This is a genomic window from uncultured Phyllobacterium sp. (assembly GCF_902479695.1).
Taxonomy (GTDB): Bacteria; Pseudomonadota; Alphaproteobacteria; order Rhizobiales; family Rhizobiaceae; genus Phyllobacterium; species Phyllobacterium calauticae.
In genome coordinates, this window is the sequence record NZ_CABSQF010000042.1 from 12,181 (window position 1) to 39,165 (window position 26,985).

18 protein-coding genes, 1 tRNA gene and 1 pseudogene are annotated in these 26,985 nt (G+C 56.7%); 17 read left to right on the plus strand and 3 right to left on the minus strand.

Going from position 1 to position 26,985, the window contains the following annotated elements; genetic code table 11:
• Positions 1 to 21: 21 nt before the first annotated feature.
• The 11 genes from RDL77_RS20065 to RDL77_RS20115 all read left to right on the plus strand — a co-directional run bounded on the left by RDL77_RS20065 (position 22) and on the right by RDL77_RS20115 (position 19,174).
• A complete protein-coding gene (locus RDL77_RS20065) occupies positions 22 to 894 on the plus strand; it encodes an ABC transporter permease (RefSeq protein WP_288194455.1) in 873 nt (290 codons plus the stop codon).
• Positions 895 to 998: 104 nt separating this feature from the next.
• Positions 999 to 1,808, plus strand: a complete 810-nt coding sequence (locus tag RDL77_RS20070; protein ID WP_288194456.1) for an ABC transporter permease — start codon at positions 999 to 1,001, stop codon at positions 1,806 to 1,808.
• Positions 1,772 to 3,478, plus strand: a complete 1,707-nt coding sequence (locus RDL77_RS20075) for an ABC transporter substrate-binding protein (protein ID WP_288194457.1) — start codon at positions 1,772 to 1,774, stop codon at positions 3,476 to 3,478. The genes RDL77_RS20070 and RDL77_RS20075 overlap by 37 nt, the downstream gene beginning before the upstream one ends.
• 67 nt (positions 3,479 to 3,545) lie before the next feature.
• Positions 3,546 to 5,342: an ABC transporter ATP-binding protein gene (locus tag RDL77_RS20080; RefSeq protein WP_288194458.1), complete on the plus strand. Its 1,797-nt coding sequence runs from the start codon at positions 3,546 to 3,548 to the stop codon at positions 5,340 to 5,342.
• A 303-nt stretch (positions 5,343 to 5,645) separates the two neighbouring features.
• Entirely contained in the window at positions 5,646 to 9,335 is a 3,690-nt protein-coding gene (locus tag RDL77_RS20085; RefSeq protein ID WP_288194459.1) for an autotransporter outer membrane beta-barrel domain-containing protein, read from the plus strand.
• A 269-nt stretch (positions 9,336 to 9,604) separates the two neighbouring features.
• A complete protein-coding gene (locus tag RDL77_RS20090; protein ID WP_288194460.1) occupies positions 9,605 to 9,856 on the plus strand; it encodes a hypothetical protein in 252 nt (83 codons plus the stop codon).
• A 139-nt stretch (positions 9,857 to 9,995) separates the two neighbouring features.
• Positions 9,996 to 10,538 (plus strand): invasion associated locus B family protein, encoded by a 543-nt coding sequence (locus RDL77_RS20095; RefSeq protein ID WP_288194461.1) that lies wholly within the window; start codon positions 9,996 to 9,998, stop codon positions 10,536 to 10,538.
• A gap of 152 nt (positions 10,539 to 10,690) precedes the next feature.
• Complete coding sequence (locus RDL77_RS20100; protein WP_288194462.1) at positions 10,691 to 14,791, plus strand: autotransporter outer membrane beta-barrel domain-containing protein; 4,101 nt, start codon at positions 10,691 to 10,693, stop codon at positions 14,789 to 14,791.
• A 447-nt stretch (positions 14,792 to 15,238) separates the two neighbouring features.
• Positions 15,239 to 17,323, plus strand: a complete 2,085-nt coding sequence (locus tag RDL77_RS20105) for an ATP-binding protein (RefSeq protein WP_223612149.1) — start codon at positions 15,239 to 15,241, stop codon at positions 17,321 to 17,323.
• 12 nt (positions 17,324 to 17,335) lie between these two features.
• Positions 17,336 to 18,241 carry a response regulator gene (locus RDL77_RS20110; RefSeq protein WP_288194463.1) on the plus strand — a complete coding sequence of 302 codons (906 nt, stop codon included), beginning with the start codon at positions 17,336 to 17,338 and terminating at the stop codon, positions 18,239 to 18,241.
• 327 nt (positions 18,242 to 18,568) lie between these two features.
• On the plus strand, positions 18,569 to 19,174 hold the full coding sequence (locus RDL77_RS20115; RefSeq protein WP_288194464.1) for a hypothetical protein: 606 nt from the start codon (positions 18,569 to 18,571) through the stop codon (positions 19,172 to 19,174).
• Here RDL77_RS20115 and RDL77_RS20120 read toward each other — a convergent pair.
• The 3 genes and pseudogenes from RDL77_RS20120 to RDL77_RS20130 form a co-directional block, all read right to left on the minus strand.
• A pseudogene (locus RDL77_RS20120) lies at positions 19,164 to 19,322 on the minus strand (cation transporter); the annotation flags it as partial. The gene RDL77_RS20115 and the pseudogene RDL77_RS20120 overlap by 11 nt on opposite strands.
• A gap of 525 nt (positions 19,323 to 19,847) precedes the next feature.
• Positions 19,848 to 19,924: transfer RNA gene (locus RDL77_RS20125), tRNA-Arg, on the minus strand.
• Between the two features lie 184 nt (positions 19,925 to 20,108).
• A complete protein-coding gene (locus RDL77_RS20130) occupies positions 20,109 to 20,999 on the minus strand; it encodes a LysR family transcriptional regulator (protein WP_288194465.1) in 891 nt (296 codons plus the stop codon).
• A 109-nt stretch (positions 21,000 to 21,108) separates the two neighbouring features.
• On the opposite strand from RDL77_RS20130, the gene RDL77_RS20135 reads away from it, so the two are divergent.
• The 6 genes from RDL77_RS20135 to virB11 all read left to right on the plus strand — a co-directional run bounded on the left by RDL77_RS20135 (position 21,109) and on the right by virB11 (position 26,925).
• Positions 21,109 to 21,723, plus strand: coding sequence for a nitroreductase family protein (locus RDL77_RS20135; protein WP_288194466.1), 615 nt, complete (start codon positions 21,109 to 21,111; stop codon positions 21,721 to 21,723).
• Positions 21,720 to 22,604 carry an EamA family transporter gene (locus RDL77_RS20140; RefSeq protein ID WP_288194467.1) on the plus strand — a complete coding sequence of 295 codons (885 nt, stop codon included), beginning with the start codon at positions 21,720 to 21,722 and terminating at the stop codon, positions 22,602 to 22,604. Before RDL77_RS20135 ends, RDL77_RS20140 begins: the two co-directional genes overlap by 4 nt.
• Positions 22,605 to 22,870: 266 nt before the next feature.
• Positions 22,871 to 23,572 (plus strand): type IV secretion system protein, encoded by a 702-nt coding sequence (locus tag RDL77_RS20145; protein ID WP_308526417.1) that lies wholly within the window; start codon positions 22,871 to 22,873, stop codon positions 23,570 to 23,572.
• Positions 23,569 to 24,390, plus strand: coding sequence for a P-type conjugative transfer protein VirB9 (gene virB9 / locus RDL77_RS20150; protein ID WP_288194468.1), 822 nt, complete (start codon positions 23,569 to 23,571; stop codon positions 24,388 to 24,390). The genes RDL77_RS20145 and virB9 overlap by 4 nt, the downstream gene beginning before the upstream one ends.
• 3 nt (positions 24,391 to 24,393) lie before the next feature.
• Positions 24,394 to 25,692 carry a type IV secretion system protein VirB10 gene (gene virB10, locus RDL77_RS20155; RefSeq protein ID WP_288194469.1) on the plus strand — a complete coding sequence of 433 codons (1,299 nt, stop codon included), beginning with the start codon at positions 24,394 to 24,396 and terminating at the stop codon, positions 25,690 to 25,692.
• 48 nt (positions 25,693 to 25,740) lie between these two features.
• Positions 25,741 to 26,925 carry a P-type DNA transfer ATPase VirB11 gene (gene virB11, locus RDL77_RS20160; RefSeq protein ID WP_288194470.1) on the plus strand — a complete coding sequence of 395 codons (1,185 nt, stop codon included), beginning with the start codon at positions 25,741 to 25,743 and terminating at the stop codon, positions 26,923 to 26,925.
• Positions 26,926 to 26,985: the final 60 nt, after the last annotated feature.

The window sequence follows — 26,985 nt, forward strand, 5'->3', positions numbered from 1 at the left end:
GGGGCAATCATCACGCTATGCGTGGTCATCGCCGCCGTATTTGCCGCGACCCGTCTGTCGGGTAATGCGATGGATTATCTTCTGCCGCCCGGAACGGATGCTGCGACGCGGGCAGCCATGATCCAGCATTTTGGACTCGACCAGCCTCTCTGGAGCCAGTTTTTCCATTTTGTCCGGGGTTTGTTCAATGGCGATTTTGGGATCAGTCTGTATGAGCGCCGGCCCGTCGCAGATATCTATGCGGAGCGGCTGCCCAATACGCTGATCCTTTTTGCCTATGCATTGTGCTTTTCGCTCGCTGTTGGTGTGCCGCTCGGGATCTTTGCAGCACTGAAACGGGGCAGTGCGGTAGGCTCGGTCATCATGGGATTGGCGTTTCTCGGATACGCAACGCCAAACTTTGTGCTGGCGATCCTGATGATCCTGTTCTTTTCCTTGAAACTACACCTGCTTCCGAGTTCAGGATCGGCAACGCCATTGCACTTCGTCATGCCGGCCTTGGTGCTTTCGGCGCTCATGCTCGCCGAAATACTGCGGTTCACCCGTAATGCGATGCTTGATGTGATGAGCCAGGATTATATACGAACCGCCCGGGCCAAGGGCATGCCGCGATTTTCCGTCATCGGTAAGCACGCTCTTCGCAACGCAGCAATACCGGTTGTAACGATCATAGGCTTGCAGATCGCGGGGATGGTCGGGCGTTGCGTCCTGGTCGAAGCCATCTTCGCAACAAAGGGCATCGGCGATCTCATCGTCCACGCCGCCATAGGCAGAGACTACCCCGTCCTGCAGTTCGGCGTCATCTTCATAGCGAGCCTCGTTGTATTCACCTCGGTCGTCATCGACCTGCTTTATGCCCTTATTGATCCTCGTGTGAAGGTAACCGTATCATGAGTGAGCTGACAGCATCCGCCGCATCCATCCCCCTGAACACAACGGCCGCACGGGCCCATCGACGCAAGACTGGGATTGCGCGCCTCTGGTCAAGAGCTGGCCTGATGCCTCGGATCTATATTGCCGCCTTCGCCTTGATCCTGGTTGCCGCAATTGCTGGCCCTGCGATCGCACCTTTCGATCCCAACGCACAGACACTGCTGGCACGACTGCGTCCGCCAGTCGGCTTTGATCGCGCCATGGCAATCCATCCACTTGGGACAGACGAACTTGGGCGGGACTTGTTGTCGCGCACATTGTCGGGGTTGCAACTGACGATGCTGATCGCACTCGCCGGCAGTTTTATCAGCCTGGTGGTCGGGGTCGCATTCGGAACTATCGCTGGTTATTTTCGCGGCCGCCTTGGCATGTTTCTTGTTGCTGTGGTTGACGTGCAGATGGCCGTACCTTTCACCCTCATTGCACTTCTCGTCATCGCGACACTTGGTAACTCGCTTCCGGTTCTAATTTCGGTGATAGGTATTTCCGGTTGGGAAGTCTATGCGCGCTTGGTGCGTGCACAGGTGCTGTCCATTTCCCATCAACCGTTTGTCGAGGCCGCACGGGCCGCGGGTGCATCGCATAGCCGAATTCTGTTCCGCCATGTGATCCCCAATGTCTTTTCGCCGATCATCGTCATCTGGACCATGACCTTCTCGGCACTGATCCTGCTGGAATCGTCGCTCTCCTTCCTCGGTCTTGGTGTTCAGCCTCCAACTGCAACGCTTGGTTCGATGGTCGGTTCGGGCCGTGATTATCTTGCTACGGCGCCTTGGGTTGCCGTGGTGCCATCGCTGGTCATCATGTTCATCTCGCTTCTGGTGCTGCTGATTGGCGATTGGCTGCGCGACGCACTCGACGTCAAGCTCAAGTAAGCCCCTGGCGGCTGCGCCCGCCTGGTGTGTTCGACACTGATACCAATTCGATTTTTGTGCCCTGCCGCGCTGCGCGTTGGACGGAAGGGATAATTTTACCCGCAAAGGAACCTGATATGAACCCTAGATTCACGCTTGCGCTGGCTTCGGCGCTGCTTCTTTCCACCTCTGCAATTGCTGCCGACCTGCGGGTCGGCGTGCAGAACCTTCCCCCGTTCCTCGATCCCGGCAAGGATTTCAGCAATACCGGGTCGCAGATGTATTACAACGCATTCGATCCATTGATCGAGAAGGACTATTCCAAGCCGGAAGCCGTTTTCAAACCCGGTATTGCCACATCCTGGAAACAGGTTTCACCAACGGTTTTCGAGGTGAAGATCCGCAATGACGTCAAGTTCCAGAATGGTGATCCTCTGACGGTCGACGATGTTGTATTTACCTTTGAACGATTGCTGAAAGACATGACTCCTGAGTTTGCGGGAATCCACCGGCAGTTTTTTGCGAATTTCATCAATGTCGAGGCTCTGGACGAGTCCACGGTCCGCTTCACGACCGAGAAGCCGGAACCTCTTTTCGAGACACTCCTGAATACCTCCGAGGGCTCGATTGTGCCAAAGAAATACATCATGGGCCTGACCGGTGATGCGAATCTTGCAGAAAAGTCCGACTTCGATGCTTTTGCCCTCAAGCCGATTGGTACAGGCCCGTACCAGATTACGGACTACACGCCGAACGAGAGCCTGACCTACAAGCGGTTTGATGGTTTCTTTGGCGACAAGGCACCGTTCGAGACTGTTACCGTGCGCCGCATTCCGGAAATGGCGGCACGCACCACAGCACTTGCCAATGGTGAAGTCGACATGATCACCAATGTTCCGCCGGATCAGCTCGACGCGATCTCTTCCAATCCTGCGCTCAAGGTTGAAGGGGCGGTCACACCACTTTTCCATGTGGTTATTTTCAACACGAGAAATGGTGTGCTCAAGGACAAGCGTATCCGCGAGGCGCTCAGCATGGCGATCGATCGCGATTTGCTGAATGAGTCACTCTGGCTTGGGAAGGCCGTCGTCCCGGGTACGCATACCTATCCCCAGTACGGGCCGCTCTACATGCCTGAATTGAAGACCTTCAAATACAATCCTGAGAAGGCGAAACAACTGCTGAAGGACGCTGGCTATGATGGCTCACCGGTCCGTTACGACACGGAAGCCACCTACTATACCAACGGTCTTCTCGCAGCACAGGCGATCAAGGAGATGTGGGCTGCAGTTGGTGTGCCGATGAACATCAATGTGACGCCGAAATGGACCGCCGCCGATCCGGACATGAATTCGCGCAACTGGTCGAACCCAATGTATTTCGCCGATCCGGTCGGCTCCTTTGGCACCATGTGGGCGCCGAAAGGTGCTGGAACGGAAGCCTCCTGGTCAACCACGCCGGTCTATGATGCCATGTGGGAACGTTTTCGTTATTCGACGGATGTGAACGAGCGCAAGAAGGCCTATGCCGAGATGATGAGTTATGTGAAGGACGAAGCGCCGTTCATCCCGCTGTATCAGCCGTTCGAATCCTATGGAATGAGCCGGAAGCTCGACTGGAAGCCGTTACCGGGGCACATCCCTTACGTCCTTGACTTCCGTGCTGGCGCCGTTTCCATCGCCACCAACTGAGGCCGCTTGCGCCGCCGGGCTTCGTGCCTTCCGGCGGCGCTCATTCTCCAGCTATCGAGGGGTCACCATGAACAAGCCGCCACTGCTTTCCATCGAAAACCTGTGCATCAGTTTCAAGACCGGAAGCGGGCGACTGCTTGCCGTGGAGAAATTGTCTTTCGATGTGTCTCCCGGTGAATGTGTCGCCATCGTTGGCGAATCCGGATCAGGGAAGTCAGTCACGGCGATGTCCATTCTTGGCCTGACCACCTTCAACGGCGGCGTCATCGAGCAAGGGACATTACAGTTCCGCCAGCGCAATGGGGAGCTTGTCGACCTGGCACAGCTTCCGGAAAGGCAACTCGAAAGCATCCGCGGCGATGAAATCGCAATGGTTTTCCAGGAACCGATGACCAGCCTCAACCCGGTTTTTACCGTGGGTGAGCAGGTGGCGGAGGTTGTCAAGCAGCACCGTCAGGTTGGCAAGACTGAAGCGTCTGCTCGTGCGCTCGAACTTCTGAAGCGTGTGCAGATTGCGGAAGCTGAGACCCGCTTCCGGCAATATCCGCATGAATTGTCAGGTGGAATGCGGCAACGTATCGTCATTGCCATGGCTCTTGCATGCTCGCCACGTCTGCTGATTGCCGATGAGCCAACGACAGCGCTGGATGTTACGATCCAGGCGCAGATTCTTGATCTATTAAAGGAACTTGCCAGACAGGATGGTTTATCGCTGTTGTTCATTACGCACGACATGGGTGTGGTTGCCGAGATCGCTGACCGGGTTATCGTCATGCGGCAGGGCTGCAAGGTTGAAGAAGGGCCAACGGAAACACTGTTTGCCTCTCCCGTCCAACCCTACACGCGCCAACTCCTCGACGCGGTTCCAAGACTCGGGGCAATGGCGCCGTTTGCAGAGCCGCGTGCGTTTGGCGATCATCGGCCAGACCTGGTTGGGGATAAACCGGCCAGATTGCCTCTGTTGCGAGTTCGCGATCTCGTGAGCCGGTTTCCTGTGCGCAAGGGCGCTCTGCAGCGGCATGTGGCAAATGTTCATGCTGTCGAAAACGTCTCCTTTGATCTGGCGCAGGGAGAGACCCTTTCCCTCGTTGGTGAATCCGGCTGCGGCAAATCCACCACCGGCCGATCCATACTTCGCCTCATAGAACCTCTGTCCGGAACCGTTGAACTGGCGGGCGAAGATATATTGGCCCTGAAGGGCAGGGAGCTTCAGGCGCGCAGGCGCGACATGCAGATCATTTTTCAGGACCCCTATGCCGCGCTCGATCCAAGGCTGACCGCGTTTGATCAGGTTGCCGAACCCCTTGTCATCCACAAGGTGGATCAAGGGTCTGCCCTTCGCGACCGCGTGGTCGCACTGATCGAGCGCGTGGGGCTTTCAGCCGAACATCTCGATCGCTATTCGCATGAATTTTCCGGCGGCCAGCGCCAGCGCCTCTGCATCGCCCGGGCCCTGACACTATCGCCCAAACTCATCATTGCCGACGAGCCTGTTTCAGCACTCGACGTATCGGTTCAGGCACAAGTGGTCAATCTTATCATCGAACTGCAGGAGGAACTGGGGCTGTCATATCTGTTCATCTCTCACGACATGGCCGTCGTCGAACGGGTGAGCCACCGGGTGGCCGTCATGAACATGGGACGCATAGTTGAGATAGGCTCGCGCGCGGCTGTATTCGGCAATCCGCAGCATCCCTACACGCAATCCTTGCTGGCGGCTGTTCCCAGCACCGATCCTACAACGAAAAGGAAAGTTCCGGTGGCGCCTACTCAGCTCGTTTCGCCGGTTCATCCTGTTGGCTACCTCCCGCCCGAGACAAGGTTTGAGCGCATCTCTGCGGATCATCACGTGCTCGTAAACTGAAGACAAATCGAGCGTGGGGAACGCTTAGGCAAACAGGCGGACGATAGGCTTTCGACGAGTTTCTTCCCGTCGAGCATAGCAAAAATGCCAGGAAGGATGCCGCAGTATTGCCGCTCACTGCTGGTGGAATACGCAAAGATAAAACAAAATATGTGGGGCATTTCGGCCACAATGACAAACGTATCGCATCAGAATAGGGGATTCTTGCGAGCAATCAATTTCTTTCGTACGTTGAAGTTGTAGCAATGATTCCGTTGCGCAGCGCTATCAATATTTAACGGCAAGAATGGACGGGGGTCATACATGCAGAGGCCATTGAAAATGCATTCGGCACAATTGCTTGCAGCAACGGCCCTCATTGGGACGTTTGTATTTGTCGATGCATCGTTTGCAGCTTGTACCACCGTTGGCGGAGTGACGACGTGCGATACGACCGCCCCCAATCCTTGGACTACCAGAGTCGGAAACGGCCCGGCCGCGAGTGAAGACAACCGAACCCTTATTGTAAAAAGCGGAAGCCAGATCAATTCCGGCAATGACAATGCTGTCACGTTCCGCGACAATGCCAATATCACCGTTCAAAGCGGCGCTACGGTCAGCAATTTTGCCACGACCACCGCTGGCCAATACAACACGGGCGGCGACACGGTCGAGGTTCGCAACAATTCGACAATAACGGTCGAACAGGGAGGCCAGATTCTCGCAGCAGGACCGCAGAACAGCGGCGAGGCGATCAATCCGGAAGGCTTCGGCAACACAATTATCAACAATGGAACGATCAGGGGCACGAACTCCGCTGCCATCTGGTTTCAGAACACAACTGGCTCCAACACGGTCATCAACAACGAGACCGGCGTCATTCAAGCGCCCGGTAACGTCATCGGGGCGTCGGGCAACGGCTCCGTGGATTTCACCAACAAAGGCATGGTGATCGGCAATCTCGTCTTTGCGGGCGGTAATGATACATTGCGGCTCTACACGGGCTCGACCATCACCGGCAACTTCAATGGCGGCGGCGGCAACAATACTATTTTTCTCAGTGGAACCGGGCAATCGTCGCTGCCCGGCAACATGGCCAATTTCCAGACGCTGATCAAGAACGATACCGGCACGTGGACCCTGACCGGAACGATTACCGGCGTAACGGCCTCCACGGTGCAGGAAGGCACCTTGGTCCTGACCGGCAACAATACGAATTACACGGGCACGATTCTTGTTGCTCCCGCCGGCACACTCGAAGCGCGGGCCCAGAGTCTGCCACCGACCGTTACCGACAACGGCCTTGTGCGCTTCAACCAGCCGGATACCGGAACCTATAGCGGTCTGATTTCTGGCACAGGCGTTGTGGAAAAGACTGGCGCGGGCGTCGTCACCCTGGCCCCGACAGCTCCAGGCGGCAATACCTATTCCGGCGGAACACGGATCAATCAGGGTGTTGTCGCTGTCGGTGTCGATAATGCATTGGGCGCTTCGAATGGGGGCATCACGTTCAACGGCGGGACGCTGCAACTTAACAACAGCTTCAATCTCGCCGCAACGCGGGCCATCGTCGTCAACGCGCCCGGTGGCACGGTTGATACGCAGGGGTATACCTCGACCGTTAGTCAGGGCATCACAGGTGCAGGCGCGTTGAACAAGGCTGGCTCCGGGGCGCTTATCTTGACGGGCAACAACGCCTATACGGGCGGAACCACGATTGCAGCCGGCACGTTGCAGCTCGGCAATGGCGGCGCGAGCGGCAGCATTGTCGGTAATGTCACCAACAACGGTGCCCTTGCATTCAACAGGTCCGACACATCCACCTTCAGCGGTGTGGTTTCCGGTTCCGGTTCCGTTGCGCAGATTGGCACCGGCGCGACAATTCTTACTGCGGACAATACTTACACCGGCGGCACTACGATCAGCGCCGGGACTCTGCAGCTCGGCAATGGCGGTACGAGCGGCAGTATTGTCGGCAATATCACCAACAACGCTGCCCTGGCGTTCAACAGGTCCGACACGGCAACCTACGCCGGCGTGATTTCGGGTTCCGGTTCAGTTGCGCAGATTGGTGCCGGCACCACGGTTCTGACTGGGGACAGCAGCTATACCGGCGGCACAACGATCAGCGCCGGGACCCTGCAGCTCGGCAATGGCGGTACGAGCGGCAGCATTGTCGGCAATGTCACCAACAACGCCACCCTTGCATTCAACAGGTCCGACACATCCACCTTCGGCGGTGTGGTTTCCGGTTCCGGTTCCGTTGCGCAGATCGGCACTGGTACCACCATTCTCACCGCCAATAACAACTACACCGGCGGGACAACGATTTCAGCCGGGACGCTTGCCGTCGGTGACGCAGCCAATCCAGGCGCAGCGCTTTCTGGTGGCGGACCGATCAACATTGCATCGGCAGGCACACTCGCCGGCTTTGGCAGCGTTACTGGCGATGTCACCAATGACGGTACGATTGCCGTCGCCAATGCTCTGCCCGCATTCACATCCGGACCAAACGGCAATTTCACCATCAACGGAACGCTGACCAATCGTGGCCATGTTCAGCTTGGCGGCAACGGCGTCGGAAATACCCTGAATGTTACCAACTATGTCGGTCAGAGCGGGACCATGGGTCTCAACACCTACCTCGGTACCGACGGCTCGCCGTCCGACAGGCTGATCGTCAATGGCGGGACTGCGTCGGGCTCGACGGCATTGCAGATTACCAATGTCGGCGGCCCCGGTGCAGCAACCACCAACAACGGTATTCTTCTTGTCGATGCTGTGAATGGTGGAACGACCGCGCCCGGTGCGTTCTCGCTGGCTGGACCCGTTGCAGCTGGAGCGCGCGAATATGTGCTCTTCAAGGGCGGCGTCACAGGCGGCACCGCGCAGAATTGGTATCTGCGGTCTGCCATTACACCGCCGGACGAAGGCGTACCACCGGCAGTGCCCGGCGAAACCGCCGGCGGTACGCCACTACCCCCGACGCCTGGGGATCCAAACCCGCAGCCACCCAATCCCGGCGCAACGCCGGTTATCCCCACCAATGGGGAGTCCGTTCCGCTTTACCGACCGGAAGTGCCCACCTATACCGTTGTCCCGCCGGCACTACGGCTGGCCACGCTGGCCACGCTCGGGACCTTCCACGAACGACGTGGCGAACAGAGCGTGTTGACGACCGGAGACAATTTTTCTGCGGCTTGGGGCCGCGTCTTCGGACAGGATATCGAACAGAAGTGGTCTGGCACCGTTGACCCGTCAATCGACGGATCGATATGGGGCGGCCAAGTCGGCCTCGACATTCTGCGCCAGGATAGCGGCAACGGTCACCGCGACACCGCAGGTGTGTTCTTCGGGTATTCGACGATCAACGCCAAGGTAAAAGGCCAGGCATTGGGTTGGAACGATCTGAGCGTCGGTGATATCAACGCCGATGTTTCCAGCCTCGGCGGATACTGGACTCATATCGGACCGACCGGATGGTATGTCGACGGTGTGCTGATGGGGTCGTGGTTCAACGGTAGCGCCAAGACCAATCGCGGTATCGGCATCGACACAAACGGCAGCGGCATTACTGCTTCGTTGGAAGGTGGCTATCCAATATCTATTGCTCAGGATTGGGTGCTTGAGCCACAGGCACAGATCATCTGGCAGGACCTGTCCATCGATAATCAAAACGACGGGTTTTCATCAGTCAATTTCAATACCGACAACAGTTGGACCGGACGCGTCGGCATGCGCCTGCAGGGCAACGTCGAGACCTCCGCAGGTTTGCTTCAGCCTTATCTGAAAGCCAATCTTTGGCATGCATTCGACGGCAGTGACCGCGTCCGATTTGGCTCGGATATCATCAGCACAGACTTCGGAGGGACCTCGCTGGAACTTGGTGGCGGTATCGTGGCGGCGGTTACGAAAGACGTCAGCCTCTTCGCAACGGCGGACTATACTTTTGAAGTCGACGGTGAAAAGCAACAGGTTATCAAGGGAAATGCTGGGGTGCGGGTACATTGGTGATTGCCCGGCTCGCTCCCCACCCCTGCAGGCGCCATAGGATCGCTCATAGTCTATAATCGCTTCCATTTTGAAAGCATAAAAATTTAGCAAATTCAGCAGTTTGCAGAAGTTCTGCTGTCTTAAGCATCGACTGGTTCCGAAACGGAACCAGTTCTGAAATACTTTTGGGCATTTTTATAGGAAACAGCTCGCCAAGCGGCCTTCCGAACGCAAGTGAATGTCGCCCCGATGACAGCGTTGACTGCATCGCAACGGGAGCTGGCATTGTCATGATGAAACAGAGATCCAATGGAAATGCATTCGGTTGTGATCGCCCGGAGCAAAGGGTTCGTCGCGCTATGCTGAAGGTGGATTACAGCCAGGAAGGTCATCCGGAGCACTTAAAGACATCGTGTTCCGCAGTAAGGGCAGAGCAGGAAATCCAATGCCCTCCTCATATTTTGCTGCCGGTCTGGGTCGGCGTGATCGCGGTCTGCCTGTTGTTTTGGGTATTCATCGCGACGCTCTTGCTGGATTTCTGAGACCGCTAATGCGCTGCGACGCTCCCCACGAATGACATTCATGGTCCTTCGACCGGCCGCGCTCTTTGGCCAATTGGGAAACGGAAATTCGAGCACGCCTACGGACCTCTCAGGTCGATATGCTTAAAAGGAAATTCAAATGCTTAAATCAGTTCTACTTTCTCTCGCGGGAGCTGGCATTGCCGCGCTCGCAATCTATAACCCGGCCTTCGCCGCCGACAGCGGACTCCCAGGCGGTGCAACATCATTGCGCGAACAGTACGGCGCCTGGACAGTCATCTGCGGTGTCGATGACAAGCAGGCCAAGAACTGTATCCTTCAACAGGAACAAGTTCGTCAGGTTAAGAATGGTGCAAGTCAGCGCGTTCTCGCCGTTGAGATTCAACCAAAGGGGAAAGAGGCCGACGCTCTTTTGGTGTTGCCACTTGGTCTTAAGCTGGTAGGTGGCGCCGTACTTCAAATCGATGATGGCAAGGCCAGTGAGGCCAATCCATTTCGAACATGCGTTCCGGCAGGTTGCATTGTCAGCGTCAAGGCCGATGCCAAAATGTTAGCTCTGCTGGGCAACGGTAAGTCGCTGGCGGTCAAAACCACGACCGACGATGGCAAGGAAGCGAATTTTGCCATCACCCTTGATGGGTTCCAAAGCGCACTCAACCGCGCTGTCGCGCTGAAAAACTAAGGCGACCAATCAACTGAAAGCTTGCGGCGGGCTCTTCATCGGAAGAGCCCGATGCTTCGCCACGCCGGTTATCGCCAATTTACACAACAATCAAACGATCCAGCTGCCGGCCAACGGTGTCAGGCGCACAACAGCGAGTTCATAACATGCAAATGAAATCTAAAAGCAAAGGAGGGCTCTCTATCAGCTCCTCCATCAAGCGACTGGGGCTGTCCACGGCACTCGTATCCGTGTTGGCTGTTCCAGCATTCAGTCAAAGCTATGACCTCGTCATTGATACGGACCAGACATCTGCGGTGCAGCTTTCTGCATCTGGTGGTTCGGTTCTGGTACAGGAGGGGGTGACGGTAAGTCCCAACACGTCAGCCGCCGATTTTGCTCTCGGTGGACTCAACGCCCTGAACTGGACTGTCGTCAATAATGGAACGATCAACTACGACCCCGGAAGTGGTGGATATGGCGTTCAACTGGTTGGCGACACGAGCGCGGTCATAAACGCAGGCTCTATTTATGGCAGTTATGTTGGCCTACAGAGCGGAACCAATTACCTCGGCAATCTGGATGCAATTTCAGTCACCAATCTTGCGGGCGGGACGATCAGCGGTGCCAGTCAGGGCATCTTTGCCTGGGATGGTCTGAAGGTTGAAAATCACGGCACTATATCAGGCGGGTCGGTCGGCATATACGGCACCGACAGCGGCAAAACTGGTGGAGATACGACGAAATCCATTGCAAATTATGGGACCATCTCTGGTGGGAACGTCGCAATCTCATTGTCAAATGGCACCGAAATTCTCAACGCCGCTGGCGGCCAGATTCTTGGCGGGGCCAATGGCGATGGCATCGATGTATCGAATTCAAACTCGTTCAACATCACCAATGAAGCGGAATCCATCATTCGTGGTGGCCGTCGCGGGATAAACTCGGCCTATTTCGGTACATATGTCAATCTGGATAATGCCGGGACGATCGAGGGCGGGACTGGCGCAGGCGCGTACCTTTACGCCAGCAGCACTGTCAACAACAGGGAAGGTGGGACCATCAGCGGAGCCGGTGGTCTTACGTTGGGGCGTCTTTCTTATCATAGCCTGACCAATGCCGGCACCATCGTGGGAACCGGTACGAGCCTTGTTGAAGGAAGCATCTTCTATGACGATCTTGGAGCTGGTGCGGGCATTTATATTGGCGGCGGCTTTGCTGTCATCCAAAATCTTGCGCCCGGTCGCATCGAGGGAGGCGCTTATGGCATTTATACGGGTGCCCTGAATGGCACTGCTCCTGGTTATTCTTCCATAGACAATGCGGGCACAATTACCGGCAATACCGGCATTGGCGTTGATGGCGTCGGTATGAGCATCGTCAATGCCGGTACGATCGAAGGGACGGGCGGCGTTGCCATTGCCTTTGCCCAGTCCGATTCGTTCAATTGGAACAGCCTGCAGCTCAAGACCGGTTCCGTCATCAAGGGCGATGTCATTGGTAGTGTCGGTGACAGTGCACGTAATACGCTGGAGCTGACCGGAACAGGAAGCGAAGATATCTCGAAGTTCAAGAACTTTCAGATTTTGCGACTGAATAGAGATTCGATGGATCCGGATTATACTCCCGCCAATTGGACATTGACGGGTTCCAGTACGTTCTCTGAATCGGCTTCGATTAACGGCGGAACGATGGTTGTCGACGGCGCTCTGACGACCCCAAATTTGACCGTATATGACGGGACGTTAACCGGATCTGGCTTGATCGTTGGTGATGTCAGTCTTGGTTATGCGGCAAGACTTGCCGGCCGCCAGGGTCAGGTTCTGACGATCGATGGCAATCTTGCGATGAGCGATTATGCCAATGTTGACGTGGCACTGGGCGCGCCAAGCAGCAACGGCTTGTTCGACGTGAAGGGCGATCTGACAATCGGCGGGAAGCTCAACGTCTCGGATCTTGGCGGATTCGGCGCGGGCGTTTACCGTATCTTTGACTATGGTGGTTCGCTCACCGATAACGGCTTCAATCTGGGAACATTGCCTGGCGGCATCAATTCGGCTGATCTTTCAATCCAGACGGCGATCGATAAGCAAGTCAATCTGATCAGTGCTGCGGGTGTGAAGCTCAATTTCTGGGATGGAACGATCACGCCTGTCGACGGCCATATGCAGGGTGGCGACGGCGTGATTGCCGGCGGCGATGGCATCTGGGACGCTTCGAACGTGAACTGGACGGACGCCAATGGAGCGATCAATAGCCAGTGGAATGGTGAATTCGCTATCTTCCAGGGCGCGGCAGGAACTGTGACTGTTGATAACAGCAAGGGCCAAGTGGCCGCTGCGGGCATGCAGTTCGCAACCGATGGCTATGTCGTCGAAGGTGATGCAATCGAGCTCACCGAGAACGAGAGTGTTGTTCGCGTTGGTGTTGGCTCACGTGCTGGTGCGGATATGACCGCGACGATCAAATCGGATCTGACTGGTTCCGGAGGTCTGGTGAAGACCGATTACGGCACACTGATCCTTACGGCCAATAACACCTATACGGGCGATACGGCAGTGAAGGGCGGCGCGCTTGTCGTCGGCACGGCGACAAGCATGGATGCTGCAATTTCCGGTAGCACGGAGGTGAATGTATCAGCCGGTGGCGCGCTCGGCGGTTATGGTAGCATTGCAGGCAATGTAACCAATGATGGCGTGATTGCGGTCGGCGATGCTATCGGTTTGATCGGTGGACCCAAGGGCGAGGCCAACTTCCGTATCCTCGGCGATCTCGACAATGGCGGTACCGTCATCGTTGCAGGTTCCGGCGTCGGCAACGAGCTGACAGTTGGCGGCAACTACATCGGTAGCGGGGGCACATTTGTTCTCAACACCGTTCTCAACGAGGGTGGTTCGAATGCGCAGACCGATAAGGTTGTGATCGCAGGCGACACATCCGGCACCGGAAAGATCGCCATTAACAATGTGGGCGGCACAGGAGGATTGACAGGTACCAATCCGACCGACGGCATCAAGATTGTGGAGATCGGCGGCGAAAGCAATGCAGAATTCAAGCTGGCGCATGCCGTCGTCGCAGGCATCTACGACTACGGTGCCTACAAGGCCGACGGCCAGAACTGGTATCTGCAGTCGCGTGAGGGTGATCCAACCGACCCCGGCAATCCTGGTGGCCATGTCGTCGATACGGTTCCGGGCTACAACACGGCACTTGCCGGAGCACAGGAGCATGTCCTGACCACGCTTGACACTTTCCACGAGCGTGTTGGTGAACTGCGATCGGAGGAAATGGAAGATGGCTTCCATGCCTGGACCCGCGGCATCGGCAAGACCGGCTCCTATTCGCCGAAGAGCATCACCGGCTACAATGGCCACGGCTTTGATATGACCACAGGCGGCGTGCAGGTTGGCGGCGACTATTCGCTTGGCGGTGTGTTCATCCCCGGCGACAAGCTGACCCTTGGTGTATTCGGTGAATATGCCCATTCGAACTTTGATGTTCGTGGTCGTACGGCAAGTGGCTCGATCTCCAGCAAGGGCGTTGGGGCCTATGCGACGTGGCAGCAGAATGCCCCGACCGCGACCAAGCCGGGCACAGGCGCCTATGTTGATGCGGTCGTCAAGCAGGATTGGCTTGATTTGGGTGTTTCAGCAAAGTCCGTCTCCGGCTTTGACATCGGTCACTCGTATAAGGGCCGGGCCACCTCGGCATCGATCGAAACCGGGTATGGCTTTGATCTTGGCAACAATGTTGTTCTGCAGCCGCAGGCACAGCTGACCTGGTCGAAAGTGACCGCGGACAATTTCACCGACAGCACCGGCGTTGCTGTTCGCGGTCAGGAAGCTGAAAGTCTGCGCGGACGTCTCGGCATTCGCTTGGAAAAGACCTTCTTCTTTGGTGATGATCAGGACGAACAGGTCTCCCTGATGCCAGTTCCGGAAAAGCCGACAAAGGGCAAGGCCAAGGCCAAAGCCAATGGCAAGGTGAAGACCAAGGTTGTTGCTGCACAGCCGAAGAAGAACAAGAAGTTCGTCAAGTCGGTCACGACTTATGTCGATGCCAATGTCAAGCATGAGTTCAAGGGCAGGAACGGTCTCACCGCGTCCGAGACAGCCATTGGCAATGACATGCGCGGCACACGCTACGATGTTGGTGTCGGCGCCGTTGCCAAACTATCCAAGAATGTCGGCCTGTTTGGTCGGGCATCGGTCGAGTTTGGTGGCAGCACCAATGTGGCAGGCACGGTCTCGGGCGGTCTCAAGATCACCTGGTAACGAAAACCGGAAGCCAGTTCTTAACGACTTCCGGACGCAGCACCTGCCCGGTTTGACTTCCGATTACCGGGTAGAAATGGTGCACATTGTTCCGGCAGAATGCTAGAAAAGCATTCGGCCGGAATACTGACTGAGGCAATGTTACCCTTTGCTGAATTGTGATGATTTCCATTCATCTAGCCAAGCCCACCGAACAGGCGCTCCTTCTGAGGAAATCAGCAAATGTGATGCAGTTTTGATTGCGAAAAGCAGCGCACCACTGGAATCCGTACAGTTCCTAGTGCCTTGTGAATAGCATCCGTAGATACACTAATATAAGTGAAGCCAACGGATGGGAAGATTGTGCGACATACCCCGAGCCGCTGAAAGTTGCTATTGATAGCGGGGCATAATCTGGAAAGGCCGATCGCCTATGCGTGCGTTGAAAAAATGAGTGCTCATAGAAGAATGGACCGGCGGACGATTGCCTCCTATTGGGCGGCTGTAATTTTTGTCATTTCGATCGCTTTTATCGGCGCAGCCACGATGATCTGGCAGGATTATCATAGCAGGATGAACGCGGCGAGCCAGGACGCGATGAATCTGGCGAGAGCATTAGCGGAGCACACCACTCAAATATTTGTCTCACTGGATGCACTCAGCCGTGCCGTAGTGGAAGACAGTACCAATCCGATCGTTTCACGGGACATGTTGTCTGAAGTGTTGACTCGTCGTGCAAAAGCCGAACCGGCCGCGACCGCCATCGCCATCGTAGATAAGGTTGGGCACGTTGTGGCGAGCAACGTTCTGACCTATCCAGTTGGCCTGGATATGTCCGCGGACACCTCATTTAAGATACTGAGCACGGAACCGGGACTGGCTAGATATGTCAGCCCACCCTATCAGACAGAATTTGGAGGAAGAAAGGACTGGAGCGGCTGGACAATGAACTATGCCCGCAAAATTCCTTCCGAGGACGGGAGCTTTAATGGCTTCATTCTGATCGTTGTTGATGGGCCATTTCTTTATGGATTTTACAATACACTTCAGGAGGAAAGCGGACGCGTTGTCGGTCTTGTCGGACAGGATGGCATTGTTCGTGCTTCCAACGTTACAGAGGTGATCGGAAGGAACCTTAGTGTGTTGGCCCAAACCGTCATCAGAAACGGTGGAGGGATCGTTGTTCGCCCTTCCGCAAGAACGGGTATCGAGCGGATATTCGCCTATAGCAAATCATCCGCTGCCCCGCTTCTCGCCTATGTCGGGGTTCCAACTGGGCCCATTTATCGGGCCTGGCTAACGGCATCGGGCATTATTGTCACTGCTCTACTCGCATTGTTTGCAGCGCTCGTTGCACTTGGCATTATCTTGGGAAAATACATCAAAAATCGCGCTTCACTGATGTCAAGCACGCTCGATATTGCGCGGGAGCGCCAGGAGCGGGAGTTTCTGGAATCGATCCTGAATACCGGTGGTGCACTGGTGGCCGTTACAGATGCTCAGGGTCGATTCGTTGTGGCCAATTCGGCTTTTCGAGAAATCTTCCAGCTCGAGAAAGTTCAACCTGCAGCGGCGGACGCCGGTACCAATCCTCTTGAATATGCGCTTGGCTATGAATTGCAGTCCATCATCGACCGGTTGCCCTATCAAACAAACCGCAATGTTGTTTCGCGCAGTGGTCAGAAGCGTGAACTCTCGTGGACGGTAACGCCCATTCGCACCAATGACGGATCAATTAAGAACCTGGTGGCGATCGGCTTCGACATCACCGAGCGGCGTGCGGCCGAGCTTGCGATCTACCAGTCCGGCAAAATGATTACGCTCGGTGAGATGGCAACAGGCATTGCTCACGAAATCAATCAGCCATTGGCAACAATCACCATGGCGCTCGACAATCTCCGCGAAAGGATCAAAAGGGGTAACGCAGAGCCGGATTTCGTTGATACCAATCTCCAGTTGGTCAGTGAACAGATTGAACGAACTGCCGCGATTGTGGGTCACATGCGGATATATGGTCACCGTACTGACGGACGTGCGCACCCGCTTGATCCGGCTCGTGCCATAGACGGAGCTCTGTCGCTGGCGCAAACGCAGATAGAGAATTCGGGAATTAAAATAATAAAGAACTATAAGCTTGGTCAGTTTCAAATACTGGGTGATCTGACGCTCTTGGAACAAATCCTGCTGAATATCCTCTTGAATGCCCGTGATGCGATCCTTGAAAAGCCAAGCCTCGTGAACGCGGTATCTGAATCCAATGAATGGATCGAGGTCAGTATTGCTGATGGCAAACATCCGCACATGATCGAGATAAGCATTACGGATTCAGGTCCCGGAATCGCACCAGCAAATCTGGACCGCCTGTTCGAACCGTTCTTTACGACGAAACCGATCGGCAGTGGTACGGGATTGGGATTGTCACTCAGCTATGGAATGGCACGTGATCTCGGCGGCAGCATAGAAGCTCGCAACACAGGCAGTGGCGCAGAGTTCCGCATTCTGATGCGAGAATATGAAAGTGCAGAATCCGATGAACAGTTGTCTATGAATTAGAAGGCAAAGCACATGAGCGTTCCCATCACTGTTGCATCGAAATCGAGAGTGCTGCTCGTGGACGATGAAATCGCTTTGCTTGGTGTGCTGGGCACGGCACTGACCGATAGCGGGTACGATTGCATTCGTGCCAATACGTCCTCTGATGCGCTCCGCTTTCTGGCGACGACGCCTGATATCGACGTCATTGTCAGCGATATCCGCATGCCCGGTATGAATGGAATTGAACTGCTCAAAACAATACGTGAGCGCTATGAAGACCGGAAATGGCTTCAGGTTATCTTCGTGACTGGTCACGCCACCATCGATAACACGGTTGCAGCGCTGCGACTGGAGGCAGTGGATTTTCTCCATAAACCTGTGCGCAGGGAACAATTACTTGCAGCAGTTGAGCGTTGCGCGCAGCGAGCCAAGGAGCACCGGACCGCCGCAAACGCCTGGCAAGAAGGAAGAGTGCATCTGGAGCGTATCAGCGAGGAGGCCAGGCGACTGGCTGAGATGCTGATGTCGTTTCCGGAAAAGATGCAATCTGCAGTTACCCCGGCAGAGATAAGCAGCAGCAAAGCAAGTGATGATGATAGTCCATCTCCGGAGCGGTTGCTCGAGCTTCTCCAAACACGTGACATTCGTACTCGTTATTTTACCGATAAATTGTTTGCAGATCCTGCTTGGTACATGCTTCTCGACCTTATGGAGAACCGTCTGTTGGGACGCAACGTGTCGATCTCAAGTCTTTACATTGTGTCGGGAGTTGCAGCGTCTACCGCCTCACGCAGGTTGGATGAGATGGAAGAATCGGGATTGATTGAAAAGTGGAATGATCCTGATGACGGGCGCCGTCAATATGCTTCTCTGACAGATCGCGCGGTGGAATTGCTCAATTCCTATCTCTATACGTTGCACAGGCAGCTGCGTTAAATTTGTTCAGCTGTTTGGTAAAGGCAGTTCTGAAAGCGAGCTTTCACAATAAGTTCTGATCTCATCGTTGAGGCTTCTGCATTTTAGCCTTCATAACTCGACTACTTGAGCAAATCCGTTCTGTTGTGGTGTAACATTTATATATATAATTCAATTACTTAGACAAATATTTCTCCACGTGGATACAGTTGCTTCCAATTTGGAAGCTGTTTCCCGTGACGATCAACGGGATATGCGGGATGTAACGGCCATTCCGGCCTCTCAAGTTAATCGAAAGCATCGCCGGTAACGCAGCTTGTTGTTGCTCGCATCGGAGTTGACTTTGACGTGACAAATCCAGAACCACGAACGATCCTCATGGTTGGGGTCGATGAGAAAATCAGGCCAGCATTGGTCGCCGCTTTCGAGGCGTTGGGTGGTCGGGCATATTGGCTTGATGTTCCATTTGGCGTTCCCACAGACGGGACAGGTATTGTGTCCACCGAAGGCGAAACTCGACTAGTCGAGGAGCTGGACTGTGTATGCCAGGCAATCGGTCATGTTGACGTGCTTGTTAATAGTGTGTCACTCGACGAGCAGGTCATGACCACCCCACTGCCTTCCTATACAGCCATTCACACTTCGGCCCTCATGCAGCTGTCCCGGCCTTTGAAGGCCGTGCTACCCGGTATGATCATTCGCCAGCATGGCCATATGGTTACGCTTGTCACTTCTGTCTCCGACACCGTCGACACTGAAGCATACGATGCCGTGACGACGGCCGCGGCAACGATCGACCAGCGCACGAGCGCGGCACTCAATGGGGACCAAATCAAAACCGATATATTGCTTCATCGCAGTTCTTTTAGCCAAGCCCACAAAACGCTCCTCATGAAGACCATTGTTGAGTTGGCAATGCCAAAAAGGGGTCATGACAAGAGTGTGCCGGGATGATTGTAATATTGGCAAAGGCATCATTTCGTGCTGACAAGAATGCCGCCCTTGTCAGGCTTCCCGGATGATGCCGAAATCTCACAAGGAGGAAAGTGCATGCGAGATTGACCGCAAGAGCACCGAGCCCTGTCAATGAAAGGGATAAGGGATCCTGATCAATCGCCCCTTTGTCGTTACGGAAAAGGGCGTGCGTCTTCAGCTTCTGCTCAAGAGCTATCTCCAATCTGCAACCCAGCGCGCCGACCGCAACAAGCATCAGATCGAAAAGCTGCGCCAGTCGCACCGCGATGTCCAAGCGGCCTTAACGCGACCACTGGCATTGGTGGAAAACGGGCTGATGGAGGCCGATGCCCCGAATCTCAAAGTTCGTTTGCTGGGTCTAAAACTTCAGCGCGATGACCTGTCCATCGAAATCAAAGAACTTCAAGAGCGGCTTTCATCGAACCAGGCTGAAATCACGCCGGAGCGAATCGAACAATTTGCCAAATTGCTGCGAGCCCAATGGGAGAACGGCTCTGCGGAATTCCGCCAAGCTTATGTTCGAATACTCATGCAGGAGGTAAGGGTTACAAAGAAGGAGATCAGGATCAGCGGATCGAAATCTATCCTTGCAAAAGCTGCTTCCCATGACGTTGGGGCAACTCCGCCAGCAGTTCTCTCGTTTGTTCGAGAATGGCGCACCCGACAGGATTCGAACCTGAGACCTCTGCCTCCGGAGGGCAGCGCTCTATCCAGCTGAGCTACGGGTGCATGAGGCTGCGATAGCTCGCATGCGCGAAGCGGTTCTAACCGATGCGGCCCTTGGCTTCAATGGCGAATTTCGCACCTTCCCGAAAGAAATGATTGTGCCAGCCGCACGCCGTGCATCGGACAGGTCACCATTCCCAGACAAGCCGGCGCATTGGCCGGTCACAGCGGCTGCAGCCGCGTTCATCTATTCCCGGCTGAATGCGTCGATGAGGAAATCGAGAAAGGCCCGGATTTTTGGCGCGACGTGCTGCCGGGACGGATAGATGGCATAGAGCGTGGTTTCCACCGTGCTCCAGTCATCCAGCGCCGATTGAAGCCGGCCCTCCTTCAGGTCGTCTGCGACGTAGGGATAGGGCATCAAACTCACGCCGAAGCCCGCCCGCAGCGCGTCACGCACAGCAAGGCTTGAGGTGACCGAGTATCGGCTGTTGACGGTGATACTCTCCGTGCGCCCGAACTTGCGGAACTCCCAAAGGTCGGCATGGCCGGAAAGGCTGAACCGGACACAGGTGTGCGCCTTCAAATCCGACGGTTCTTCAGGTTTGCCGTGCGCCTCGAAATAGGAGGGCGCCGCACAGAGGACATGGGGCATGACGGCGAGTTTTCGCGCGATCAGGCTGGAATCCTCCAGATTGTCGCTGCCGCGAATGGCAAGGTCAAATCCTTCCCGGACGATGTCGACCCGCCTGTCGTCGAGATGCAGATCGAGGTGCAGGCCGGGATAGCGTGACAGGAAACCGGGAATTGCGGCCGAAAGCCGTGTCAACGTCACCGTCATCGGTGCGCTGACCCGCAATGTGCCGCTCGCTTCCGCCTTGATCGGACACAGGGCTTCGTCCGCCTCGGCCAGTGCATTGAGCCCGCGTATCACATGCTCCAGATAAATCCGGCCTTCTTCGGTCAGCGCCATGCGCCGCGTCGTCCGGTTGATGAGCCGAACGCCCAGATGCGCCTCCAGCTCGGCAATGTTCTTGCTGATCGCAGGCGGCGACAGGCCGAGACGGCGCCCGGCTTCGGCAAAGCTGTTGCGTTCCGCTACCTGGCGAAAGACCCGCAGGGCCGTGAGATGATCCATGTCATAGTTTTCCAATAGTGAATTATCACTTTCTTATATCGCATATTATCATCATCAGGTGAATTATCTATGTGATGTCAAAGCCACATACCAAGTTTGGAACGACGTGATGACCAACCCTACAATCGCTCTGATCGAACAGCGTGTTTCAGCCAACCGTTTCGATGCCTCGCACACGCTGTCGGATGCGGAAATCAGGGAGCTGACGCGTCTGGCAACGCGTGCCCCGACCGCTTACAACCTGCAGAACTGGCGCTTCATTGCAGTGCGCGCACCGGAGTCCAAGGTCCGATTGCAGCATCTGGCCCACGGTCAAACCAAGGTGCGCGATGCCGCCGTTACGTTCATTGTCTGCGGGCAACTTCCCGACCACGCAGCCCTTCCCGAACGGTTGCGTCCCTTCATCGAGGCTGGTTTCATGCCGGGCGAGATGGCCGCGGTATGGCAGGAAGGGGCCCGCACACAATATGCCGATCCTCAGACAGCGCGCGATGAAGCCGTACGCTCGGCAAGCCTTGGTGCCGCAACTCTGATTTTTGCCGCCGAAGCGCTGGGCCTCGTCTCCGGCCCGATGGTCGGATTCAATGCCGAAGGCGTTGCGCGCGCGTTCAGCCTTGGGCCGAATGAAGTGCCAGTGATGCTCGTCACCGTTGGCCGCGCCGCGCCCGGAAACTGGCCGCAGAAGCCCCGCCGTCCCCTGGCCGAGGTTCTGGAACTATCATGAGCGCGCGCGGTTCCGACCTGTTGCTGACGGCAATTGCCCCCATCATCTGGGGCAGTACCTATATCGTCACCACCGCGTTCCTGTCGGGCTTTTCTCCGATGACGGTTGCCATGCTGCGCGCCTTGCCGGCAGGACTGCTGCTGCTCCTGATCGTTCGGCAGCTTCCGGCCGGCATCTGGTGGCTGCGCAGTTTTGTTCTCGGCGCCCTCAATATCGCGATCTTCCTGAGCATGCTGTTCATCGCGGCCTACCGGCTTCCGGGCGGCGTTGCTGCGACGGTGCTGGCGGTCCAGCCATTGATCGTGGTTTTTCTCGCCTCGTTCGTTCTCGCCAGTCCGGCCCGCCCGGTATCGATCTATGCCGCCCTTGTCGGGATCGCCGGTGTCGCGCTGCTGGTGCTGGCCCCCAATGCGGCGCTCGACGGGGTCGGTGTCGCAGCGGGCCTTGCCGGAGCGGTCTCCATGGCCCTCGGCAATGTATTGACCCGCAAGTGGCAACCGCCGGTGTCGCTGCTCACCTTCACGGCCTGGCAATTGACGGCCGGAGGGCTGCTTCTCGTTCCGATGGCGCTGCTTTTCGAGCCGCCCATGCCGTTCCCGAGTGCGGCCAATCTGCTTGGCCTGGGGTGGCTTGGGCTGATCGGCGCTGCCCTGACCTATGTCCTGTGGTTCCGGGGGATTGCGCGTATGCAATCCGCGGTGGTGTCCTTGCTCCTGTTCCTCAGCCCGTTGACCGCCGTGCTGCTCGGATGGATGTTCCTCAATCAGACATTGACCTCACCGCAGATCGGGGGTCTCGTTCTCGTCATTGGCAGCATCTGGCTCGGACAACGGGCCAGCGCGGTTCCGGTCTCCGCCCCCGGAGCCGTTGAAACCCGCTAGGAAAGTCGGCCAGCTGCCTACCGCAGGACGCGGCAAACCTCATTTTCTCCTGCCTGGGTGAAAGGCATCAGACCAAAGTCGAATTGTGTTCCGCGTTCGCATGATATTTACAACTTGAACGGTTCTTCGGGCGCTGCGCAATCGAGGCAGGGCGCGCGGTCATATTACAAAGTTTTCATTTCAGAATTTTCAGTTTTACCGATTTCAAGGTTTCGCCGGCAGTGATGAATGCGTCTGGATCCAATGAAAACATAATCGAGGCGGGATTGGCACCCGGGCCGGACAGGCGCTATTTCAGCGAAGCCATCCGCTGGGAAAACGATGTCATCCGCACCGTGAAGCGGTCCCGGCTGACCGCGTGGCTGGTGGCTGTCATCAGCTTTGCCCTGGCCTGCCTGACGTTGACCTGTCTCGCCTTGCTGCTTCCGCTCAAGAGCTTCGAGCCCTATGTCATCGAAGTCGACAAGACAACCGGGTTTATGGAGATAAAACAACCACTTGCCGACGGTGATCTGACGCAGAACGAAGCGATCGCGCGCATGTATGTGGTTCGTTACCTGAAAGCGCGCGAGACCTATGATCCGGCAACGGTGAAAGACAATTTTGATCTTGCCCAGCTGCTGTCGACACGTGATGCCGCGCGGGATCTCTTTGCGCTCTACAGTCCATCCAATGCGGACAATCCGGTGACGCGCTTCGGCCGCGAGACCCGGGTGGAACTGAAGATCAAATCCATACAACTTCCCAACAGGCTTACGGCCGTGGTCCGGTTTTCCACACAGCGGACAGGCCGCGAGTCCGGCGCAGAGGAACACTGGGTTTCTCTCCTGCATTTCCAGTATTCCAAAGCACCCATGCCCAATGAATGGCGGTTCGAAAATCCGCTTGGTTTTCAGGTCGTCGACTATCGCCGCGATCAGGAAAGCCTGTCCGGGCAAGGCACTCCCGGTGACCGGTACCAGCCATGAGGACACGTGCCCGCGCCTGCATGGTATTGCCGGTTGGCGTCGCAATAACGATGGCGGCGGTCATCCATGCGGCGCAGGCGGAAGTAGCGCCGCGCCGCGGTGCCGCGGATGCCCGTGTCAGGACGGTAAGTTACAACCCCAGCAACGTCGTCGCGGTCGATGCAACCTACGGCGTGTCGACGATGATCGTTTTGGGCGACACGGAAAAAATCGAAACGGTTGCCGTTGGCGACAGCATTTCCTGGAAAATCGAGCCCAACAAGAAGGGCAATATCATTTTCCTCAAGCCGGTGGAGCCGAAAGCCGCGACGAACATGAACATCGTCAGCGACAAGCATGTCTACACCTTCGTCCTGCGTGCACATCCGGATTCACAGTCTGATCAGACCTACATGATCAAGTTCCGATATCCCGACGTGGAGATGGACGCCAAGCTTCTGGCCCAGGCGCAACGGCTGGTATCGGAACCAAACCGCGCTGGGTTCCGCCACGAAGATGCCAATACGGATTATCATTTTCGCGGGGACCGTGCGCTTAAACCGGCCGAGGCTTTTGATGACGGCGTCAAGACATGGTTCCGGTTTCAGGGCGATGTTCCGGCGATCTTCAGTGTTGAAGGAGGCAAGCGCGAAATCCTCGCCAATTACCGGCGTGAGGGAGACTATATCGTTGTCGACAAGATTGCGAAGCAGTGGATGCTGCGGCACGGCGATTATGCGACCTGCCTGTTCAATCTGAACAGGAAAACAGCGCCATCAATTGTCGCCGCGCCGGCCGTCATCGCCGATGCTCCCGCCTCCAAGCGGCGCTGGAGATAAGCGATGCCCGATCTCGACTACCATCGCAGTCTGGATATCGAGGCAGGGACAGGTTCCCGCCTGCTGGAACCAAAGCGCACATTGCGGGCCGGCATCGTTGGCCTATGTGTTGCGGCAGGGGCAACCGGGCTTTTTGCCTTGCCGCTGTTGGGCCACCCGCGGCCGCCGCAAGGCGAGCGCGCGGTGTCCGACGAAGCTTTCCTGCCATCCCGTGCGGGCCAGCTCAATCTCACGCCGCCGCCCGAACGGAACGCAGCACCGCTCCTGCCGCAAGCCGCGGCGGTGATCGAAAGAAGGGCGGGCAACACTGACGATTCGGAAAGTCAGCGGCGCAGCGCCGAGGAAGAAGCACGCCGCCGTGCCGAGGCGGAGGAGGCGGCCTATCATGCGAAGCAACAGGACCGCTACCGTTCGCCGATGATCGTTTCGGAACTGGGCACCGCGGGTGAGCCGGCCCACAACGAGAGGGGTACTGACGAGAAACCGAAAAGCCCGGATACGTTTCAGGCCACCAATCCGAACGATCAGTTTCTCGCCTCCCTGTCCGGAAAATCCGCCGAAACGGCCAAGGCTGAAAAGAACCCGCGCATCGACGCACTGGTGCCGCAGGGCACTATTGTGCGGGGTGTCCTCGAAACGTCAGTCCAAACCGACCTGCCGGGAATGGTGCGGGCCATAACCACGGATGATGTATGGTCGTTCGACGGAAGGCGGATTCTCGTGCCATCAGGCACGCGGCTGATCGGCGAATACAACGCCGGACTGGCGCAAGGGCAGACAAGGGCATTCATCGTCTGGACCCGGCTGTTGCGGTCGGACGGCGTGTCCATCAATCTCGGTTCCATCGGAACGGATGAGCTTGGCCGCTCCGGAATGAGCGGCCATGTGAACAGGCATGTTTTTGAGCGATACGGTTCCGCGATCCTGCTCAGCGCGATTTCCGCCGGCGGTCAAATATTGGCTTCCACGGACACATCATCCAGCCTGAATTCAGGCCCGGTGACGACAACCTACGTTGATCCGAAGACCAATGAAGTCCGGACCGTCACGACCCGTCCCAATATCGATATCGGCGCGAACATGGCGGCAAAGGGCGCTGCGGTTGCGGCGCAAACCTTTGCTCAGGTCGCAGGAGAGGCCTTGAAGGGGTCACTGAGTATTCCACCCACGATCACCATCAATCAGGGAACGCCGGTTGCTATCTTTGTCCGCCGCGATCTCGATTTTTCCGATCTCTACCCGGATCCGGTGCGCGAAAAGCTGCAGGAGCTCAAAAGGGGGCGCGACGGCTATGGACAATAGAAACCCGCACGCATCTGCCTTCCGGGGTTTTGTGCCGCGCGAGGCTTCATGATGGGCATGGTCTCCCGCAACGACGATCTGATCTCGCTGGCCTTTGCACCACTGCAATCGCTGCTGGAAAGGCAGGATGTCATCGAGATCTGCATCAATGAACCGCACAGGGTTTTCGTCGAATATGGTTCAGGCGTGCTGCAGGCGGGTATGGTTGCGCTCAACCTGCCGGAGCTGACCCGCGAGCGGATATGCTTCATGGCGGAGCGGGTCGCCGCCGCCAGTCATCAGTTTGTCAACGAAGAAGAACCGCTGCTTTCCGCATCCCTGCCGGATGGTTCGCGCGTTCAGGTGGTGCTGCCGCCCGCGGCACCGGACGGAGGCGCCATTGCCATCCGGCGGAAGATCGTTCGTGATCTGTCGCTCTCCGACTATGCCGAGGCCGGTGCGCTTCTCCGCGCGCGGGTAACCGGCGGGGCCGATGTCTTGACCGACGAGGAACAGGCCCTGTGCGGCCACCTCGATGTGGGCGATATCGCGCAATTCCTCCATTTGGCGCTGCGTCACCGTATCTCCATGATCATTTCAGGCGGGACGGGAACGGGAAAGACGACGTTTCTCAACGCCTTGATGCGGGAAATACCGGGGCACGAGCGGATCATCACAATCGAGGATACGCCCGAACTCATGCCGCCGCATGGCAACCATGTCCGGCTGATCGCATCACGGGGCAATCAGAACATCGCACAGGTGGACATGCGGCGTCTGGTGGAAGCGTCGCTGCGCTTGCGCCCCGACCGTCTGCTCCTCGGGGAAGTGCGCGGCAGCGAGGCGCTGGATTTCCTGCAGGCCATCAACACGGGGCATCCCGGTTCGCTTTCCACGGTTCACGCAAATTCTCCGCGTGCGGCCTATGAACGCTTGGCAATGCTGGTCATTCAAAGCGGCTTTGGCGGGAGTGGCGGGTTTTTTAAAACCCGAAACATCTATCATCTGCATGCAACCCCCGCGCTTTTCTTGTCACTTGGGCGTGAAAAGGGGGGGGCCGCGGCGCGGTCCGCGCCGCACCGTGGCGCTCTCCTCGCCGGGCAGCGCCCGCGGCTGGCGCGCGCTGCGCGGCAACGATATCGCCATGGTGCTGCAGGACCCGCGCTATGCGCTGAATCCGGTGCAGTCCATTCAGACGCAGCTGGAGGAGGCGTTAACCCTGCATCAGCGTCTCAGCCGCCGCGCGCGCGCTGAGGCGGTCAAAGACGCCATCGCCGCCGTCGGTCTGGATCTGCCGGTCCTCAGCCGCTATCC

What these genes read in the sequence shown, in the direction of transcription:
- virB11 (WP_288194470.1), top strand. Translation starts at nt 25,741, where the DNA reads ATGATGGGCATGGTCTCCCGCAACGACGATCTGATCTCGCTGGCCTTT.
- virB9 (WP_288194468.1), top strand. Translation starts at nt 23,569, where the DNA reads ATGAGGACACGTGCCCGCGCCTGCATGGTATTGCCGGTTGGCGTCGCA.
- RDL77_RS20080 (WP_288194458.1), top strand. Translation starts at nt 3,546, where the DNA reads ATGAACAAGCCGCCACTGCTTTCCATCGAAAACCTGTGCATCAGTTTC.
- RDL77_RS20100 (WP_288194462.1), top strand. Translation starts at nt 10,691, where the DNA reads ATGAAATCTAAAAGCAAAGGAGGGCTCTCTATCAGCTCCTCCATCAAG.
- RDL77_RS20130 (WP_288194465.1), bottom strand. Translation starts at nt 20,999, where the DNA reads ATGGATCATCTCACGGCCCTGCGGGTCTTTCGCCAGGTAGCGGAACGC.
- RDL77_RS20140 (WP_288194467.1), top strand. Translation starts at nt 21,720, where the DNA reads ATGAGCGCGCGCGGTTCCGACCTGTTGCTGACGGCAATTGCCCCCATC.
- RDL77_RS20090 (WP_288194460.1), top strand. Translation starts at nt 9,605, where the DNA reads ATGATGAAACAGAGATCCAATGGAAATGCATTCGGTTGTGATCGCCCG.
- RDL77_RS20070 (WP_288194456.1), top strand. Translation starts at nt 999, where the DNA reads ATGCCTCGGATCTATATTGCCGCCTTCGCCTTGATCCTGGTTGCCGCA.
- RDL77_RS20085 (WP_288194459.1), top strand. Translation starts at nt 5,646, where the DNA reads ATGCAGAGGCCATTGAAAATGCATTCGGCACAATTGCTTGCAGCAACG.
- RDL77_RS20135 (WP_288194466.1), top strand. Translation starts at nt 21,109, where the DNA reads ATGACCAACCCTACAATCGCTCTGATCGAACAGCGTGTTTCAGCCAAC.
- RDL77_RS20105 (WP_223612149.1), top strand. Translation starts at nt 15,239, where the DNA reads ATGGACCGGCGGACGATTGCCTCCTATTGGGCGGCTGTAATTTTTGTC.
- RDL77_RS20095 (WP_288194461.1), top strand. Translation starts at nt 9,996, where the DNA reads ATGCTTAAATCAGTTCTACTTTCTCTCGCGGGAGCTGGCATTGCCGCG.
- RDL77_RS20110 (WP_288194463.1), top strand. Translation starts at nt 17,336, where the DNA reads ATGAGCGTTCCCATCACTGTTGCATCGAAATCGAGAGTGCTGCTCGTG.
- virB10 (WP_288194469.1), top strand. Translation starts at nt 24,394, where the DNA reads ATGCCCGATCTCGACTACCATCGCAGTCTGGATATCGAGGCAGGGACA.